Source organism: Pseudomonas sp. H3_D04, from assembly GCF_054669175.1.
The window spans coordinates 901,267-919,618 of record NZ_CP162801.1; the positions used below are offsets into that span (position 1 = coordinate 901,267).

Annotated in this window: 13 protein-coding genes and 1 riboswitch; of the genes, 11 read left to right on the forward strand and 2 right to left on the reverse strand. The window is 60.4% G+C overall.

The features are described 5' to 3' along the window. The 3 genes from AB4N91_RS04355 (at window position 1) to AB4N91_RS04365 (ending at window position 3,133) form a co-directional block, all read left to right on the forward strand. Window positions 1-1,113: a M14 family metallopeptidase gene (locus AB4N91_RS04355; protein WP_154913979.1), complete on the forward strand. Its 1,113-nt coding sequence runs from the start codon at window positions 1-3 to the stop codon at window positions 1,111-1,113. Between the two features lie 27 nt (window positions 1,114-1,140). Then, window positions 1,141-1,905 (forward strand): ABC transporter ATP-binding protein, encoded by a 765-nt coding sequence (locus AB4N91_RS04360; RefSeq protein ID WP_010457249.1) that lies wholly within the window; start codon window positions 1,141-1,143, stop codon window positions 1,903-1,905. Between the two features lie 247 nt (window positions 1,906-2,152). Next, window positions 2,153-3,133: a GlxA family transcriptional regulator gene (locus AB4N91_RS04365; RefSeq protein WP_010457247.1), complete on the forward strand. Its 981-nt coding sequence runs from the start codon at window positions 2,153-2,155 to the stop codon at window positions 3,131-3,133. A gap of 2 nt (window positions 3,134-3,135) precedes the next feature. On the opposite strand, the gene AB4N91_RS04370 is transcribed toward AB4N91_RS04365, so the two are convergent. Then, window positions 3,136-8,001, reverse strand: coding sequence for a dermonecrotic toxin domain-containing protein (locus AB4N91_RS04370; RefSeq protein ID WP_154913981.1), 4,866 nt, complete (start codon window positions 7,999-8,001; stop codon window positions 3,136-3,138). Window positions 8,002-8,287: 286 nt separating this feature from the next. Here AB4N91_RS04370 and AB4N91_RS04375 point away from each other — a divergent pair, with 286 nt between their 5' ends. From AB4N91_RS04375 to astE, 7 genes are all read left to right on the forward strand, one after another. Then, entirely contained in the window at window positions 8,288-9,508 is a 1,221-nt protein-coding gene (locus AB4N91_RS04375; RefSeq protein ID WP_010457244.1) for an aspartate aminotransferase family protein, read from the forward strand. Window positions 9,509-9,710: 202 nt separating this feature from the next. Continuing rightward, entirely contained in the window at window positions 9,711-10,730 is a 1,020-nt protein-coding gene (gene aruF, locus AB4N91_RS04380) for an arginine/ornithine succinyltransferase subunit alpha (protein WP_154913983.1), read from the forward strand. A 70-nt stretch (window positions 10,731-10,800) separates the two neighbouring features. Beyond that, window positions 10,801-11,826 (forward strand): arginine N-succinyltransferase, encoded by a 1,026-nt coding sequence (astA, locus tag AB4N91_RS04385; RefSeq protein WP_010457241.1) that lies wholly within the window; start codon window positions 10,801-10,803, stop codon window positions 11,824-11,826. Continuing rightward, a complete protein-coding gene (astD, locus tag AB4N91_RS04390; RefSeq protein WP_167362295.1) occupies window positions 11,823-13,292 on the forward strand; it encodes a succinylglutamate-semialdehyde dehydrogenase in 1,470 nt (489 codons plus the stop codon). The genes astA and astD overlap by 4 nt, the downstream gene beginning before the upstream one ends. A 161-nt stretch (window positions 13,293-13,453) precedes the next feature. Beyond that, entirely contained in the window at window positions 13,454-14,800 is a 1,347-nt protein-coding gene (gene astB, locus AB4N91_RS04395; RefSeq protein ID WP_083375932.1) for an N-succinylarginine dihydrolase, read from the forward strand. Window positions 14,801-14,820: 20 nt separating this feature from the next. Further along, window positions 14,821-15,108 carry a hypothetical protein gene (locus AB4N91_RS04400; protein ID WP_010457234.1) on the forward strand — a complete coding sequence of 96 codons (288 nt, stop codon included), beginning with the start codon at window positions 14,821-14,823 and terminating at the stop codon, window positions 15,106-15,108. 12 nt (window positions 15,109-15,120) lie between these two features. Further along, window positions 15,121-16,131 (forward strand): succinylglutamate desuccinylase, encoded by a 1,011-nt coding sequence (gene astE, locus AB4N91_RS04405; protein ID WP_010457232.1) that lies wholly within the window; start codon window positions 15,121-15,123, stop codon window positions 16,129-16,131. A 125-nt stretch (window positions 16,132-16,256) separates the two neighbouring features. Here astE and AB4N91_RS04410 read toward each other — a convergent pair whose 3' ends face one another. Then, on the reverse strand, window positions 16,257-16,766 hold the full coding sequence (locus tag AB4N91_RS04410) for a 6,7-dimethyl-8-ribityllumazine synthase (protein ID WP_007943897.1): 510 nt from the start codon (window positions 16,764-16,766) through the stop codon (window positions 16,257-16,259). Window positions 16,767-16,868: 102 nt separating this feature from the next. Then, window positions 16,869-17,040: riboswitch (FMN riboswitch) on the reverse strand. 197 nt (window positions 17,041-17,237) lie between these two features. Here AB4N91_RS04410 and ltaE point away from each other — a divergent pair. Next, complete coding sequence (ltaE, locus tag AB4N91_RS04415) at window positions 17,238-18,242, forward strand: low-specificity L-threonine aldolase (RefSeq protein ID WP_010457230.1); 1,005 nt, start codon at window positions 17,238-17,240, stop codon at window positions 18,240-18,242. Window positions 18,243-18,352 lie beyond the last annotated feature (110 nt).

An 18,352-nucleotide genomic window follows, 5' to 3' on the forward strand; every position in this document is an offset into this window, starting at 1 on the left:
ATGGAACGCATCGATCACGTATTGCCGTGGAACCACCTGGGCAGCGAGCGCCAGATCTCGGTGTTCCGCTTCGGCAGTGGCGAGCGCAAGGCCTACATCCAGGCCAGCCTCCACGCCGATGAACTGCCGGGAATGCGCACGGCCTGGGAGCTGAAAAAGCGCCTGGCCGAACTCGAAGCCCAAGGCCTGCTCAACGGCGTGATCGAGCTGGTGCCGGTGGCCAATCCACTGGGCCTCGGTCAACTGTTGCAAGGCAGCCATCAAGGTCGTTTCGAAGCGGGCAGCGGCAAGAATTTCAACCGCGATTTCGTCGAGCTGAGCGCGCCAGTGGCCGCTGAGCTGGACGGGCACCTGGGCGATGATCCGCACGCCAATATCCGCTTGATCCGCCAAGCAATGAGTGACGCACTGGCGGCATTGCCGCCGGCCGCAAGCCAGCTGCAAGGCATGCAGCGCATCTTGCTCAGCCACGCGTGCACCGCTGATGTCGTGCTGGATTTGCATTGCGATGCCGAAGCGGCGCTGCACATGTACGCCTTGCCGCAACACTGGCCGCAATGGCGTTCGCTGGCCGCGCACCTGAATGTGAAAGTGGGGCTGCTGGCGGAAGATTCCGGCGGCAGTTCCTTTGACGAGGCGTGCTCGCTGCCGTGGCTGCGTTTGTCGCGTCAGTTCCCGGATGCGCAGATTCCGCTGGCCTGTCTGGCGACGACCATCGAACTGGGTGGTCAGGCTGATACCGGTCGCGCGGACGCCGAGGCTTATGCCGAAGGCATTCTGGCGTTCCTCGCCGAGCAAGGCTTGATCAGCGGCGAATGGCCCAAGCCTGCGCATGAGGCGTGCGAAGGCATGCCGTTCGAGGGCACCGAGTTGCTGTTCGCGCCGCACCCGGGTGTGATCAGCTTTTTGCGTAAACCCGGTGAGTGGATCGAAGCCGGTGACGAGATTTTCGAAGTGATCGATCCGTTATCGGATCGGGTCAGCACGGTGTGTGCTGGTACGTCCGGGGTGCTGTTTGCCATTGAACGGCTGCGTTATGCCCAACCCGGTTTCTGGCTGGCCAAGGTGGCGGGGCGCGAAGCGCTGCGTCACGGGCGCTTGCTCAACGACTGACTGACTGTTTTTGTGAGAACCGACCGCATGTACAAACTTGAAGTCCAAGACCTGCATAAACGCTATGGCAGTCACGAAGTGCTCAAGGGCGTGTCCCTGAAAGCGGCGGCTGGTGATGTGATCAGCATCATCGGCTCCAGTGGCTCTGGCAAAAGTACTTTTCTGCGCTGCATCAACCTGCTCGAGCAGCCGCACGCGGGCAAGATTCTGCTCAACAACGAAGAGCTGAAACTGGTGGCAAACAAGGACGGCGCGCTGAAAGCGGCCGACCCGAAACAGCTGCAACGCATGCGCTCACGCCTGTCGATGGTGTTCCAGCATTTCAACCTGTGGTCGCACATGACCGCGCTGGAAAACATCATGGAAGCGCCGGTTCACGTGCTGGGCATGTCCAAGGCCGAGGCCCGCGAAAAAGCCGAGCACTACCTGAACAAGGTTGGCGTGGCCCATCGTAAAGACGCTTACCCGGGCCACATGTCCGGCGGCGAGCAGCAGCGCGTGGCGATTGCCCGTGCGCTGGCGATGGAGCCTGAGGTGATGCTGTTCGACGAACCGACCTCGGCCCTCGACCCGGAACTGGTCGGCGACGTACTGAAAGTGATGCAGGCCCTGGCGCTGGAAGGCCGGACCATGGTCGTGGTGACGCATGAAATGGGCTTCGCCCGTGAAGTGTCGAATCAGCTGGTGTTCCTGCACAAAGGTATCGTTGAAGAAAGCGGCAACCCGCGTGAAGTGCTGGTCAATCCACAGTCTGAACGCTTGCAGCAATTCCTGTCGGGCAGCCTGAAGTAAACCGAACTCCCGTTGCGCACCGGGATAGTGCATGCTTCGCAACCTAAAGGCTGGTCCCAATCCCGGCAGGAGCGGGGCTTGCCCGCGAATGCGGTGGTTCAGACAGCAATCATGTTGACTGAACCACCGTTTTCGCGGGCAAGCCTTGCTCCAACAGGGGAATGCTGCTGGTTTCGAGATTTGCGTTCATTTACGGGCTAGCATTGGCCCATGCCTTCATCACTGTTTTCGTTTCGGATTGCCCGCCATGACTGCCCATCGAATTGGTTTCCTGATTTGGCCCAGCACTAAAGCACTGACGCTTGCGCTGGCTGAGGAGGCCTTGCGTGTTGCCCAGCGTGTGCATCCGGATGTTGTCTACGAATTGTCGTTTTTGCAGGCCGAACCGCCGACCGAAGGCGCCTGGCAACTGCCGGGTGAGCCGTGGGCCGGCAAGCTCGAAAACTTCCAGAAGCTGTTTCTGCTCGCCGATGAGCCGCCGACCACCCTCGCGCCGGCGCTCAGCAGTTCGCTGAAACAACTGGTGCGTGCCGGTTGCGTGATTGGTGGTTTGTCTGCCGGTGTCTACCCGTTGGCGCAATTGGGTTTGCTCGACGGTTACCGCGCTGCCGTGCATTGGCGCTGGCAGGACGATTTCGCCGAACGCTTCCCTAAAGTGATCGCCACCAGCCATCTGTTCGATTGGGATCGTGATCGACTGACCGCGTGTGGCGGCTTGTCGGTACTCGATCTGTTGCTGGCCGTGCTGGCCCGTGATCACGGCGCCGAACTGGCCGGCGCTGTGTCGGAAGAACTGGTAGTCGAGCGTATCCGCGAGGGTGGCGAACGCCAGCGCATCCCGCTGCAGAACCGCCTCGGTTCCAGCCATCCGAAGCTCACCCAAGCGGTGTTGCTGATGGAAGCCAACATCGAAGAGCCGCTGACCACCGACGAAATCGCCCAGCACGTGTGCGTGTCCCGTCGACAACTGGAGCGGATCTTCAAGCAATACCTCAACCGCGTGCCGAGCCAGTACTACCTGGAACTGCGCCTGAACAAGGCCCGGCAGATGTTGATGCAAACCAGCAAGTCGATCATTCAGATCGGCCTGTCCTGTGGCTTCTCATCGGGGCCGCATTTCTCCAGCGCCTACCGCAACTTCTTTGGTGCCACGCCGCGGGAAGATCGCAACCAGCGGCGCAGCAGCAGTCCATTCGAGTTGTCGTCGGTGCCGTCCGAGCGCGGTTGATGTTACTCGTCGATCTCGGAACCCTCTGAGGTCGACACCTGTATTTCCCCTCGGTTGATGACCTCCTCCACGCCAAAATCCGCACGGGTCAGTTCAAAGAAGCGGACCAGTCGCGCGAGGCTTTCCTGGGAAAACGGATTGCCTCTCAAGGTGATGTTTTCAGCAATTTCCACCGGCAATTCCAGCAGGTCGCTGGGCACCTCGGTTATTGCATTCATGCTCAGGTCAGCCCAGTCGAGATCCGCCAGCTGAAGCAGGCCGTCGGGTATGTCAGTGATGCCGGTGTCGTTGAGCAGTACGGTCGACAAGTCGGGCATTTGGCTTAGATCCGGCGTGCGCCCCAACGGGTTAAAGCTCAGGTCGAGGTAATCAAGCTGCTCCATTCCCGCCAATGCACTTGCCGACTCCGCTGAAAGGCTGACCCGGCAATCGGGGAGCGACAGCGAGCGCAGGCGTCCCATCTTGAACACCGAATCGGGAATGTCACCCAGGTCACACTCGCGCAGCCGCAGGCTTTTGAGGTTGAGAAAGGACTCAAGGAAACGCCCCAGGCGTGTTGCGCCCTCGGCACTGTCAACCTCAAGCGCGGAAACATGGCTGAAGTCCGCACTCAAGGTCGGCAGTTCTCCATTGATGACCGGACGGACCCTGAGTTCGAACGTCGGCTCAAGTGCTTCGTTGAACTCATCCAGTTCCGACTCGCGCTGCCAGCACTTCTCGAGCGCTTGCTTGAATTCGTCGCGGTTCGTTTGCTCGGCAACGAGTTGCTCGTCGCTGAACGGTTCGCCCGTCACCGGGTGCTGCTGCGGGACATCGGCGGTCCACGCGGACAAATCGTTTTTCAGCTGGGTGAGCTCTTGTTCAAGGCGCGTCAAATAGCTGCGGCCATCCTCCAGAGTCCCCGGCAATTCGTAGACGAACTCGCTCGCCTGCTCGATTTCCATGCTGGGGTACAGCGCCTTGACCCGATCGATATCGGCTTCTGGTGCATAGACGCCCATGTCGTAGGCGGTTTCGAAGTGGTGTTGCTTGATCAATTCTCGCGCGCTGTTCGACAGCGGGTTGTTGGTGAGGTGCAGGCCGCGCTTGTCGTAAAGCGAACTCTCGAATAACCCGGCAGGCAACTCGCTGATGTGGTTGTTCATCAGCAGGAGGGTTTGAAGCTTCGGGTGTTGCAGAAGGCTGGCCGCAATCCCTGTCTGGCGGGTGTCGCTCAGGTCCAGGTGCGCCAGCTCGCTCATCGTGTCGATATGCGGCAAGGTTTCAAACGGATTTTTGTACAGGTCGAGCATGGCCAGTTGCTTCATTGACGCCAGCTTCGACCACGTGGCGGCGTCGACCCGGATGCCGCAATCGCTCAAGACCAAGGCGTGAAGGTCGGGCATTTGGCTGATGGCGTCGGGGAGGGTGTTCAGGGAAAAGCGGCGCAATTCCAGGCGGCGCAGCCCACTGAAACCTCGTAGAAACGCGGGAATGGCCTGTGCGCTGCGGGTGCCTTCCAGGGACAGCTGCGACACATGACTGAAATCGGCAGTCAACGACGGCAAGTCGCCGAGGATCGGCTCTGCAAACCTGAGCACATATTGGGTCACCCCCTCCGGTGTGTCGAAATCCCGGTCGGACTGTCGACGCCAGCTGCGCTGGATTTCCTGGGCCAGCAACCGTCGGTTGTTTCGCTCGGCTTGTTGATCAAGCTCACTGAGCGGGCTTCCGGTTTCAGGATGAGTTGTTGGGGAATCACTGACCCAGGCGCGCAGGTCCTGATGCAGTCGGGCCAACTCCCTCCTCAAGCGTGAAAGTTCTACGCGAGCACCATCGGGATGAAGTTGCAGTGTCTGGACAATGGACTGCATTTCTTCCTGAGGCAGGTTGGGGTAAACCTCGCGAACCCGGTCGTTGAGCGTCGGTGTCTCGCGGGCGATTCGACTGTAGCCCTCGGTACCACCGGGCAGGCGCATGGTGGTCGGGTCATAGAACGGTTTCCGATGGGGATTTTTTGCAAACAGCCTGCGTAAGGCCGGTTGCTCCAGTGCGTGTTCGGCGATGCGTTGTTTAAGGACCTGGGCATCTGTGATCGAAGGGTTCAACTTGTTGCGTTGCGCATCCGGCAGCGCCCGGAACAAGGCCTGATAAAAATCCTCCGGCGACGAATCCGAGTCTTGGTGTACGTGGTAAGTCCCGTCTTCAGCGCGAACCAGTATTTTTTGTAGGGGCGCATCGGCCTGGCCAATGCTGTCGCGCAAAGCCCCCTCGGCCGAGTAGTCCCGCACTTCGATACGCAACCCGGCTGGTAAATCGGGCAGCGAGTTCAGGCTTTGCAAGGCCAGTCGGTGGGTGTCGGTGGTGTCCAGCGCTTCGGAATAAAAACCTTCTGAGGCTCGGATGGCACGCACGGCCTCCATGGCTTTGAGCGCGGCGTCCTTGAGACGCTGGGGCGTGCGGCCGTTGTGCAGCTGTTTCAGTTCCGTGCCGGACGCATTGCTCACCAGTTCCTCGGCGATATCGGTAGGTAACCCCCGCACATCATCGATCAGCCGCTGAACCCGCAGGTCATCGGTTTTTTCCAACGCGCGATAACGCAGATCGAACAGCGATTTGCGGTAATCCCGGGCCAGTTCTGCGGTCCGTTGTCTGAAGGCTGATGTTTGGGCTTGCGCTGTCGGCATTGGCGTGTCGACAGGCCAGCCGTCGTAGCCACTCAGCAGTTGATGTTGCAGGGTCGAATCAGCCTTTCGATAGTGCTCGGGTTGATCACTGCCGATCTGCTCGATAAAGGTGTCGATGTCCCGGTTGATCTTGAAACGCTTGATCGTGTCGGTCAGCAGCGAAGGCGGGCGGTAATGTTCGACATGCATTTCGCGCACGACGTTGTCGTGGAAACCGCTGACCCGCAGGATCTGCTCGCGTTCGGCGTTGCTGAACGACTCGACACCCTGGCCGATTCGACGCATGACCGTTTCCCGATCCCACTCCAGCGGTTGTTCCAGCTCGGTGTGCCAGGCGCCGTGATGATTGTGCAGTAAAGACGGCTGATAAGCGTCGGCGCGGGTCGGGTGCTCAATCTGAAACGCGTTGGAGGTGCCATCGGGTTTCACAGCGTACAGTTTTCCTTCCAGAGGCAGCAGCGTCTTGCCCCCGTGGCGATAGAGGCCAAGCTGATCGGGTTTGGCGCCTTCGGGCAAACGCTGTGCCTGATCGTAAGGGGTCAGATCCGGCTTCCAGTAGCGGGTTTTTCCTTTCGGCGTTGCGACGGGTTTGAGCGGGTCGACCAGCGCGACCGCTTCGCGCGAAAGCAAACGGCTGAAGGCGCCGGCAGCGATCGCACCACCCACCGCGAATGTGCCCACCTCAACCACTGTTTCAGCGAGTGTAATCAAATGCCCGACCGCCTCTGTTTTCAGTCCTTCGGCCAGGTCTACGATGCCTTCGAATGTTTCGTCGAGTAACTGGTAAGCCATATAACCCAGCATTATTTCGCCAAGAAACGGGACGAACGGCAATGCCACGAATGTTGCGATTTCAAGCAGCGTCGAAGCTACTTTGCTGACGGCATCCCACAAAGCCCAGCGCGCATTTCGGTCGGCGGAGGCGGTGGAGACGGCCAGCGTGCTGGCGTCGTTGAGGATCTTGTTCAGTTGTCGCTGATAGAGATAGTTCCACAGGTCCGCGCTGAACGGCGTCATTGAAAACCGCAGGTTGGGCCTGTCGATGGGTGTTTCGCGCCAGCTCGGCAGTGGGTCGCCACGCTTGTGTTGATGCCAGGTCACGTGCTGGAGGCGGCGGTTGAGATCAGCAAAAAAAGGGCCCCTTTCCTTATGCTCGACGAAGCGGCTGAAGAACGTCTGGTAGGCCGGGGCGCGTAGCTTGCGGGTCAGCTCGGTCATGAACGCCAGGGTGTTCGGGTACTCCTTGAGCGGGTGCTCGGGATCGTCGGGAATGTAGGCAATGATCCGTGTTCCCTTGCGCGCGCGCTCCAGGCTCGGCGCGAAAACGACAATCCCGGTCAGGGAGGAGGACATGAGGGTCAGGTCATGACCGTACAGCGGCTGGCCATTGAGTCGCGCCCCGGAACGACCTTCCACAAGGCGCAGGATCGAGTGATAGGCATCCTCCGGAATATCCTTGCGGATTTGAGCCATTTGCAGCGCGGCTTTGAGTGCCGTTTTATGCGAGCTGATCACCTTCGCTTTCAACACCGCGCCGGCCACCGGGTTGGTCAGCCCCAGATTGTCTTTGAGGTACGTGGTGTAGCGGGCGCCGATGTCCAGTTCCCGGCACAGCCTCACAAAGGCAGCGATGGTCAGTTTCTGATTGACCGCCGGCAGCGTATCGAACTGCCCTGCGGGCGATGGTTCGGTAATGAACGTCGAGGCGGGCTCGTAAGCATCCGCCGCCATTTCCGATGCCTGAAAGTTATGCAGGGCGGCGTCGAGCAGCGACACGGTCCAGGTGCGCGCAGCCCCCGTCTTGATCCCGAACCAGGGCACGGCTTGTGGAATGTACAGGCGCAGGAAGGTGGTTTTAACGTCCACTTCCAGATCAAACCGGGTTTTCAAGGCCGCGCTTAGCAACGCTTCGGCGAAGGCGCGTGCGCTTTGCAGCCTCGACAGCGTTGAGTCCAGACGATTTCGCTGGGTCCAATGTTCCTGGCTGAGCTTTTTCAGCGACTGGTGTTGCAGGGATGTCGCGGTGCCGTGCCAGTGCGGCGCGGCAAGCGAGGCGGTTTTGAGGGCATCGCGTGTCGCGGGCGAGGCTTCCAATACCCAGGTCGGCAGGTTGTTGAACAGATGATGGTAGTGATCGTCCGGTTGCGTGGCGGATTCATTGCCACCGACATTTGAAGGGCGATCGTTTTCGTGTCGACTCATGCGCTATTCCCTTAGCGTTTGGATGAGTCGCCAGCAAAACAGAGGATGGCGGGGCGGGTGCGGTACATATTTACCGCACCGCTCGACAAGCCTGCCTATAACCTGTGCCGGCGGTTTAAACTGCGCCTTTGCGACCCTATATGTCGCATTGCCGTAAACCCGGCTGAAACCGGGGTTTGCGCTATAAGAAGTTGTCGCTTGGCGGCAAGGCCGGGCTGAAAACTGTCCTTACAATCCCCCCATCGCTCGCCAGTTTCCGGCGAGTGTTCCTCTTCAGGAGACTCCGATGTCCGTTGAGCACGCTGCGGTAGAACGCGCCGATTTCGACCAGGTAATGGTTCCCAACTACGCGCCTGCCGCATTCATTCCAGTGCGTGGTGCCGGTTCCCATGTCTGGGACCAGTCTGGCCGCGAGCTGATCGACTTCGCTGGCGGGATTGCCGTTAACGTATTGGGCCATGCGCACCCGGCGCTGGTCAGTGCCTTGACCGAGCAGGCGAACAAGCTGTGGCACGTGTCCAACGTGTTCACCAATGAGCCGGCCTTGCGCCTGGCGCATAAGCTGGTCAACGCCACCTTTGCCGAGCGTGCTTTCTTCTGCAACTCCGGCGCCGAAGCCAACGAGGCCGCCTTCAAGCTGGCCCGTCGCGTCGGTTTTGATCGGTTCGGCAGCGAGAAGTACGAAATCATCGCCGCGCTCAACAGCTTCCACGGCCGTACCCTGTTCACCGTGAACGTCGGTGGCCAGTCCAAGTATTCCGATGGTTTCGGTCCGAAGATCACCGGTATCACCCACGTGCCGTACAACGATCTGGCTGCGCTGAAAGCCGCCATTTCCGACAAGACCTGCGCCGTGGTTCTGGAACCGATCCAGGGCGAAAGCGGTGTGATCCCGGCTGAGCTTGAGTACCTGCAAGGCGCTCGCGATCTGTGCACCGCGCACAATGCGCTGCTGATCTTCGACGAAGTGCAGACCGGCATGGGTCGTACCGGCCACCTGTTCGCCTATCAGCATTACGGCGTAGTCCCGGACATCCTGACCAGCGCCAAGAGCCTGGGCGGCGGTTTCCCGATCGCGGCGATGCTGACCACCGAAGACCTGGCCAAGCATTTGGTCGTCGGCACCCACGGCACCACCTACGGCGGCAACCCGCTGGCGTGCGCGGTCGGGGAAGCGGTGATCGACGTGGTCAATACCCCTGAAGTGCTGGCCGGCGTCAAGGCCAAGCATGCCAAGTTCAAGGCGCGCCTTGAGCAGATCGGTGAGAAGTACGGCATTTTCACCAAGGTCCGCGGCATGGGCCTGTTGATCGGTTGTGTACTGAGCGACGCCTGGAAAGGCAAGGCCAAAGACGTCTTCAACGCCGCCGAGCGTGAAGGCCTGATGATTCTGCAAGCCGGCCCCGACGTGGTGCGTTTTGCCCCAAGCCTGGTGGTTGAAGACGCAGATATCGACGAGGGCCTGGACCGCTTCGAACGCGCTGTGGCCAAGTTGACGCAAGCCTGATAGACCCTTCGACGCCTGATATTTCAGGCGTCGAACCCAATTTTTATGCCGGACCCGCTCTTCTGTAGAGCGAGGCTTGCCCGCGAAAGCGGCGTGTCAGACACCTTGTTATTGGCTGACACACCGCTTTCGCGGGCATGCCTCGCTCCTGCAAGGGTTCGGCTTATTTCCCCCAAAAGAGTTACGAGAAAGGAGTGACACCATGCTGGTGATGCGCCCCGCGCAAATGGCTGATCTGGGCGAGGTACAGCGTCTGGCTGCGGACAGCCCGATTGGTGTCACTTCCTTGCCGGATGACGTTGAACGCCTGAGCGACAAGATCGCCGCAAGCGAAGCCTCGTTTTCCGCGGAAGTCAGCTTCAACGGCGAAGAAAGCTATTTCTTCGTCCTCGAAGACTCGACCACCGGCAAACTGGTCGGTTGCTCCGCAATCGTTGCCTCCGCCGGTTACTCCGAGCCGTTCTACAGCTTTCGCAATGAAACCTTCGTGCACGCCTCCCGCGAGCTGAAGATTCATAACAAGATTCACGTGCTCTCGCAGTGCCACGACCTGACCGGCAACAGCTTGCTGACCAGTTTCTACGTGCAGCGCGAGTTGGTGGGGTCGCCTTGGGCCGAGCTCAACTCCCGTGGTCGTCTGCTGTTCGTTGCCAGCCATCCGGAGCGCTTTGCCGATTCCGTGGTGACCGAGATCGTCGGTTACAGCGACGAAAATGGCGATTCGCCGTTCTGGGACGCCATCGGTCGCAACTTCTTCGACCTCAACTACGCCGAAGCCGAGCGTCTGTGCGGCCTGAAGAGCCGGACCTTCCTCGCCGAACTGATGCCGCATTACCCGATCTACGTGCCTTTGCTGCCGGACACCGCTCAAGAAGCGATGGGCCAGGTGCATCCGCGAGCCCAGATCACCTTCGACATCCTGATGCGCGAAGGCTTCGAGACCGATCACTACATCGACATTTTCGACGGCGGCCCGACGTTGCATGCCCGCGTCTCCGGGATCCGTTCGATCGCGCAGAGCCGTGTGGTGCCGGTGAAAATTGGCGAGACGGTCAAAGGTGTCGGTCGTCAGTACCTGGTGGCCAACGCCCAGTTGCAGGATTACCGCGCTGTATTGCTTGAGCTCGATTACGCGCCGGGCAAACCCGTGACCCTGGATCTGGAAGCGGCCGAAGCCCTGGGCGTCGGTGAGGGTGCGAGCGTGCGCCTGGTGGCGGTTTAACGACTGCTTGAGTGTTTAGAAAGCAGCGAAGTTTCGCGGGTGGCGCAAGCGGCCCGTTTGAGGAGATAGCATGATCGTTCGTCCTGTACGCAGCAGCGATTTACCCGCTCTGATCGACCTGGCCCGCAGCACCGGCACTGGCCTGACCACCTTGCCGGCCAACGAAGAACGTCTGGCCCATCGGGTCGGCTGGGCCGAGAAGACCTTTCGCGGTGAAGCCGGGCGGGGCGATGCAGACTACCTGTTCGTGCTCGAAGACGATGATGGCCGCGTGGTGGGCATTTCCGCCATCGCCGGCGCTGTCGGCCTGCGTGAGCCTTGGTACAACTTCCGGGTCGGCCTGACGGTCAGCGCTTCGCAAGAGCTGAACATCTACCGCGAGATCCCGACGCTGTTCCTGGCCAACGACCTGACCGGCAACTCTGAGTTGTGCTCGCTGTTCCTCCACGCCGATTACCGCACGGGCCTCAACGGCCGCATGCTGGCCAAGGCGCGGATGCTGTTCATCGCCGAGTTCCCGCAGCTGTTTGGCAACAAGATCATTGCCGAGATGCGCGGCGTGTCCGACGAAGCCGGGCGCTCGCCATTCTGGGAAAGCCTGGGCCGTCACTTCTTCAAGATGGAATTCAGCCAGGCCGATTACCTGACTGGCGTGGGCAACAAGGCGTTCATCGCCGAACTGATGCCGAAATTTCCGCTGTACACCTGCTTTCTGTCGCCAGACGCGCGCAACGTCATCGGTCAGGTTCACCCTGACACCGAGCCGGCGCTGGCCATGCTCAAGAGCGAAGGTTTCAGCTACCAAGGCTACGTCGACATCTTCGACGCCGGCCCTGCGGTCGAGTGCGAAACCGGCAAGATCCGCGCCGTGCGCGACAGCCAGGCACTGGTGTTGGCCATCGGCACGCCGGGTGATGACGCTACTCCGTTCCTGATTCACAACCGCAAGCGCGAAGACTGCCGCATCACTGCCGCGCCAGCACGCTTCGCCGCCGGTACGTTGGTCGTTGATCCGCTGACCGCCAAACGTCTTCAACTCAACGCCGGTGATCAAGTGCGCGCCGTTCCGTTGTCTGCTGCCAGGGAGTCGAAATAATGAATTCGCTATACATCGCAGGTGAATGGCTGGCCGGTCAGGGCGAAGCCTTCCAGTCGCTGAACCCGGTGACCCAGCAAGTGCTGTGGACCGGCGAAGGCGCGACCGCCGCTCAGGTTGAGTCGGCCGTGCAGGCTGCTCGTCAGGCGTTTCCGGGCTGGGCCCGTCGCACCCTGGACGAGCGCATTACTGTGCTTGAAGCCTTTGCCGCCGCGCTGAAAAACCACGCTGACGAACTGGCCCGCACCATTGGTGAGGAAACCGGCAAGCCGTTGTGGGAAGCCGCAACGGAAGTGACCAGCATGGTCAACAAGATTGCGATCTCGGTGCAGAGCTACCGCGAGCGTACCGGCGAGAAGAGCGGTCCGCTGGGCGACGCCACCGCCGTGTTGCGCCACAAGCCACACGGCGTGGTGGCGGTGTTCGGGCCTTACAACTTCCCGGGGCATTTGCCGAACGGTCACATCGTGCCGGCACTGCTGGCCGGTAACAGCGTGCTGTTCAAGCCCAGCGAACTGACGCCGAAAGTCGCCGAACTGACGGTTAAGTGCTGGATCGAAGCCGGTCTGCCGGCGGGTGTGTTGAACCTGCTGCAAGGCGCTCGCGAAACCGGTATCGCCCTGGCGGCGAACCCGGGCATCGACGGTCTGTTCTTCACCGGTTCGAGCCGCACCGGCAATCACCTGCACCAGCAATTTGCCGGTCGTCCGGACAAGATCCTCGCCCTGGAGATGGGCGGTAACAACCCGCTGGTGGTGGATCAGGTCGCAGACCTCGATGCTGCCGTTTACACCATCATCCAGTCGGCATTCATTTCCGCCGGCCAGCGTTGCACCTGTGCCCGTCGCTTGCTGGTACCGCAGGGCGCCTGGGGCGACACGTTGCTGGCGCGTCTGGTGGCGGTCAGCTCGACGATTGAAGTCGGTGCGTTTGACCAGCAACCGGCGCCGTTCATGGGCTCGGTGATTTCCCTCGGCGCGGCGAAAGCGCTGATGGATGCGCAAGAGCATCTGCTGGCCAATGGCGCCGTGGCGCTGCTGGAAATGACTCAGCCTCAGGCGCAAGCCGCGTTGCTGACACCGGGCATCCTGGACGTGACGGCTGTCGCCGATCGTCCTGACGAGGAGCTGTTCGGCCCGTTGCTGCAAGTGATCCGCTACGCTGATTTTGAAGCGGCGATTGCTGAAGCCAACGACACGGACTATGGGCTGGCGGCTGGTTTGCTGTCGGATTCCGAAGCGCGTTATCAGCAGTTCTGGCTGGAAAGCCGTGCCGGTATCGTCAACTGGAACAAGCAGCTGACCGGCGCCGCGAGCAGCGCGCCATTCGGCGGCGTCGGCGCTTCGGGCAACCACCGCGCCAGCGCCTACTACGCCGCAGATTACTGCGCGTACCCGGTGGCCTCGCTGGAAACGCCGAACCTGGTGTTGCCTGCATCGCTTACGCCTGGCGTGAAGATGGCGTGATGCCCATCGCCAGCAGGCTGGCTCCCACAGGTTCGGTGGTGTTCACACATTTTGTGTACGACCCCATCACTGTGGGAGCCAGCTTGCTGGCGATGGCCGCGACGCGGTCTTACTGAATAGTTACTGAAGCCATAACAACAGATTCTCGTGGAGCCTCGCTGATGAAATCCTATGAAGTCAATTTTGACGGTCTAGTGGGGCCGACCCATAACTACGGCGGTTTGTCCTACGGCAACGTCGCGTCCCAGAGCAACAGCCAGCAGTCTTCGAACCCGAAGGAAGCCGCGCTGCAAGGCCTGGCGAAAATGAAAGCGCTGATGGAAATGGGCTTTCAGCAAGGCGTTCTGGCCCCTCAGGAACGTCCTGACGTTGCGGCCCTGCGCCGTCTGGGCTTCAGCGGCACCGACGCGCAAGTGATCGAGAAAGCCGCCAAAGACGCGATGCCCTTGCTGGTCGCCAGTTGCTCGGCGTCGAGCATGTGGGTGGCCAACGCCGCCACGGTCAGCCCGAGTGCCGATACTGCGGATGGCCGCGTGCATTTCACCGCTGCCAACCTCAACTGCAAATACCACCGCAGCATCGAACACCCGACCACCAGCCGCGTGCTGGGGGCGATGTTCGCTGACCAGAAACACTTTGCTCACCACGCCGCCTTGCCGGCGGTGGCGCAGTTCGGCGACGAAGGCGCGGCCAACCACACCCGTTTCTGCCGTGAATACGGTGACGCCGGCGTCGAGTTCTTCGTGTTCGGTCGCTCCGCATTCGACACCCGCTACCCGGCTCCCCAGAAGTACCCGGCGCGCCAGACGCTTGAAGCCTCGCAAGCCGTTGCCCGCCTGCACGGCTTGAGCGATGACGGCGTGGTCTTCGCTCAGCAGAACCCATCGGTGATCGATCAGGGCGTGTTCCACAACGACGTGATCGCGGTAGGTAACGGCGAGGTGCTGTTCTATCACGAGGACGCGTTCCTCGACACCGAGCAGATGCTCGCTGAACTGCAGGGCAAACTCGCAAAAGTCGGTGGGAAATTCCAGTCAATTTGCGTCCCGCGTTCTGCCGTTACCGTCGAAGACGCCGTTCGTTCCTACCTGTTCAATAGCCAATTGCTGACCCGCCCTGACGGTTCGATGCTGTTGATCGTGCCGGAAGAGTGCCGTGGCAATGAACGCGTCTGGCAGTATCTGCAAGGTTTGACCAGCTCCGGCGGCCTGATCCGCGAAGTGAAGGTTTTCGATCTGAAACAAAGTATGCAGAACGGCGGTGGCCCGGCTTGCCTGCGGTTGCGTGTCGCACTGAATGAAACCGAACTGGCGGCGGTCAATCCAGGGGTTATCATGACGGCACCGTTGTACGGCACGCTGACCGAATGGGTCGACAAGCACTACCGTGACCGCATGGCCGAAACCGACCTGGCGGACCCGCAATTGCTGCTTGAGTGCCGGACGGCACTGGATGAACTGACGCAAATCCTTAAACTGGGCGCGGTTTATCCTTTCCAGATCAATTGAACGTCGAGAGCGTAAAAAACATGAGCGATACCCTGCAGCTGATCCTTGAAGACACCGACGGCACGCAACTGGAAACGTCCTGCACCCGCGTCGCGGTCCTGTGGCAAGGCAAAGAGCTGTGGATCCAGCAGGACGGCCGCGGCCAGCTGCTGATCGGCGTGGACGTTGAAGAAGGTGATGCCGAATACGCAAACCTGCTGCTGCGCCCATTGGCGACTAATCTGGTAAGTCTGCAACTGGAAATGGAACCGGCTGAAGTCGGCGACGAAGACCACGTGCACGGCCCGGATTGCGCACACGACCACTAAGGAAATCGCTCTATGCTCGCCCTCGGCAAACTGCTTGAACTGACCCTCGCCGGCCGCGAACCGGCGGAGAAGACTCAACTGACTGTCGAAGGCGTGCGCATGCGCTGGTTGAGCGAAGGTGCGCTGGAAGTCCGGCCGCCTGAGGCGCGCGACAATGGCCTGGACCTGCTGCTGTCAGCGGGTATCCATGGCAACGAAACAGCGCCGATCGAGTTGCTCGATCGCCTGTTGCATGACATCGCTCGCGGCGACTTGAAACCGCGCGCACGCATTCTGTTCCTGTTTGGCAACCCGGAAGCGATTCGCAAAGGCGAGCGCTTCGTCGAGCAGGACGTCAATCGGCTGTTCAACGGCCGTCACGAACAAACCAGCGGCTCCGAAGCCCTGCGCGCCTGTGAACTGGAGCGGCTGGCGGCGAGTTTCTTCAGCCTGCCGGATCGCAGCCGCCTGCATTACGACCTGCACACTGCGATTCGTGGTTCGAAAATCGAGCAGTTCGCGTTGTATCCCTGGAAAGAGGGGCGCCAGCATTCACGCCTCGAGCTGGCCCGTTTGCGTGCTGCCGGTATGGAAGCGGTGCTGTTGCAGAACAAGCCGTCGATTGTGTTCAGCTCTTACACCTACGACAAGCTCGCTGCCGAGTCTTTCACCCTTGAGCTGGGCAAGGCGCGGCCGTTTGGGCAGAACGACGGTGTGAACGTCTCGCTGCTTGAAACCCGCCTCCAGCAGATTATCGAAGGCACCGAGCCTGCGGTGACCGACGAAGGCCTGGACGGTTTGCAGTTGTTCAGCGTGGCGCGGGAAATCATCAAGCACAGCGATAGCTTCCGCCTGAACCTGCCGGCGGACATCGAGAACTTTTCGGAGTTGGACGTGGGTTACGTACTGGCCGAAGACATCGCCCAGACCCGCTGGATCATCGAAGAGAAGGGCGCCCGGATCATCTTCCCGAACCCCAAGGTCAAAAACGGCCTGCGCGCCGGCATCCTGATCGTGCCCGCCACCGACGAAAACCTCGCATAACAGACACAGTAGTCCCCTGTAGGAGCGAGGCTTGCCCGCGAAAGCGATTTCATAATCAACATTGATGTTAAATTTAAAATCGCTTTCGCGGGCAAGCCTCGCTCCTACGGGGGCTGGCTCGGGGTTTAGACGGCTACCGCGCGAGGCTCGCTGCGACGCAATGCACGCATCTTGTGCAGCGTATCGGCACAGGTCTTCGCCGCTTCCTGGCCTTTATGCACGAAATGCTCGAAGAAGAACTTCTGATGCTCTTCGCCGGCATGGAAGTGGTGCGGGGTTAAAACCACCGAGAACACCGGCACTTCAGTCTCCAGCTGAACCTGCATCAGGCCGCTGATCACCGACTGGGCGACGAATTCGTGACGGTAGATGCCGCCGTCGACCACCAGGCCCGCGGCGACGATGCCGGCATAACGGCCGGACTTGGCCAGCAGCTTGGCGTGCAGTGGAATTTCAAAGGCGCCGCCGACTTCGAAGAAATCGATCTCCGATTCCTGATAACCCTGGGCAATCATTTCGGCAACGAAGCCCTTACGGCTCTGGTCGACGATTTCCTTGTGCCAGCAGGCCTGGATGAACGCAACGCGCTCGCCCTGATGGTTTTTGCTTTTGCTATCGATTGCGGTGGGTTGCATGTTCTGACTCCTGTTTATGTAAAAAACAGGGCATATGAATCGAATGGGATTTAAGGGTACGCACGCTCGCACGAATGCCTGCGGACGGCCCTTTGGCGCCAATCCCGTTCTCTCTTCATCCGGACTATGACCGTCGGCCCCGGGATCACACCGGGTCTGCTGACCTTGCCGCCAGACACCACCGAAGCCATGTCTGTCACCAAGCGCTCGCGGGCTATGCGCATTGCGCGCAATTACCGCCGGTGGGGAGTTGCACCCCGCCCTGAGAACGTTTTGCCGCCAGATTGTTTGGCGGCGCAGCGTTTTTAACACATATTTCCTGCCTGTGCATTGCTGCTATCTGATGATTGCTATCGACTTTTTCGCTCACTTGACGGGTCTTTTCCTTCGCTTGGGGTTGATTAATCGTTGTCATGACCGCAGTAATTCCTACCTGAAAGGGATTTTCCCCTGCTTACCGAGGCCAGATTCATGAGCGTTATCGATCTTCGCAGCGACACCGTTACCCAACCGACCGCCGGAATGCTCGACGCGATGGCCAGTGCGCCCACCGGTGACGACGTCTATGGCGAAGATCCGACGGTCAACCGCCTGGAAGCGGAACTGGCAAAACGGTTGGGGTTTGCCGCTGCGTTGTTCGTGCCGACGGGCACCATGAGCAATCTGCTGGGCCTGATGGCTCATTGCGAACGGGGTGACGAATACATCGTCGGCCAGCAGGCGCACACGTATAAGTACGAAGGTGGCGGCGCGGCGGTGCTTGGCTCGATCCAGCCGCAGCCGCTGGAAGTGCAGGCTGATGGCTCGCTGGACCTGGCGCACGTCGTCGCCGCGATCAAACCGGACGACTTCCATTTCGCTCGTACACGGTTGCTGGCGCTGGAAAACACCATGCAGGGCAAAGTCCTGCCGCTGGAGTATCTCGCCCGGGCACGCAGCCTTACCCGTGAACATGGGTTGCAGCTGCACCTGGACGGCGCTCGGCTTTACAACGCGGCCGTCAAGTTGGGTGTTGATGCCCGCGAGATCACACAGCACTTCGATTCGGTTTCGGTCTGCCTGTCCAAAGGCCTGGGCGCGCCGATCGGGTCGGTGTTGTGTGGTTCGGCAGAGTTGATCGGCAAGGCGCGTCGCCTGCGCAAGATGGTCGGTGGTGGCATGCGCCAGGCCGGTCTTTTGGCCGCGGCGGGGCTTTATGCGCTGGATAACAACGTTCAGCGTCTGGCCGACGATCACGCCAATGCGCAATTTCTGGCCGACGGACTGCAAAAGGCCGGTTACGAAGTCGAGCCGGTGCAGACCAACATGGTTTACGTGAACATGGGCGACAAGGCCGAGGCGATCAAGGCCTTTGCCGCCGAGCGTGGCATCAAGCTGAGCGCTGCCGGACGCCTGCGGATGGTCACGCACATGGACGTTGACCGCGCTCAAATCGAGCAGGTCGTCGCGACATTCGTCGAGTTTTCTCGCAACTGATCGCCTTGGCGGTCCAATTGACCGTTTCTATCGTATAAACACGCTGTACCCCGCGCGCTGGGCCGATATAATGCGGCCCTTTGCCGTCGCTTCGTCTGTTGACGTTTCGT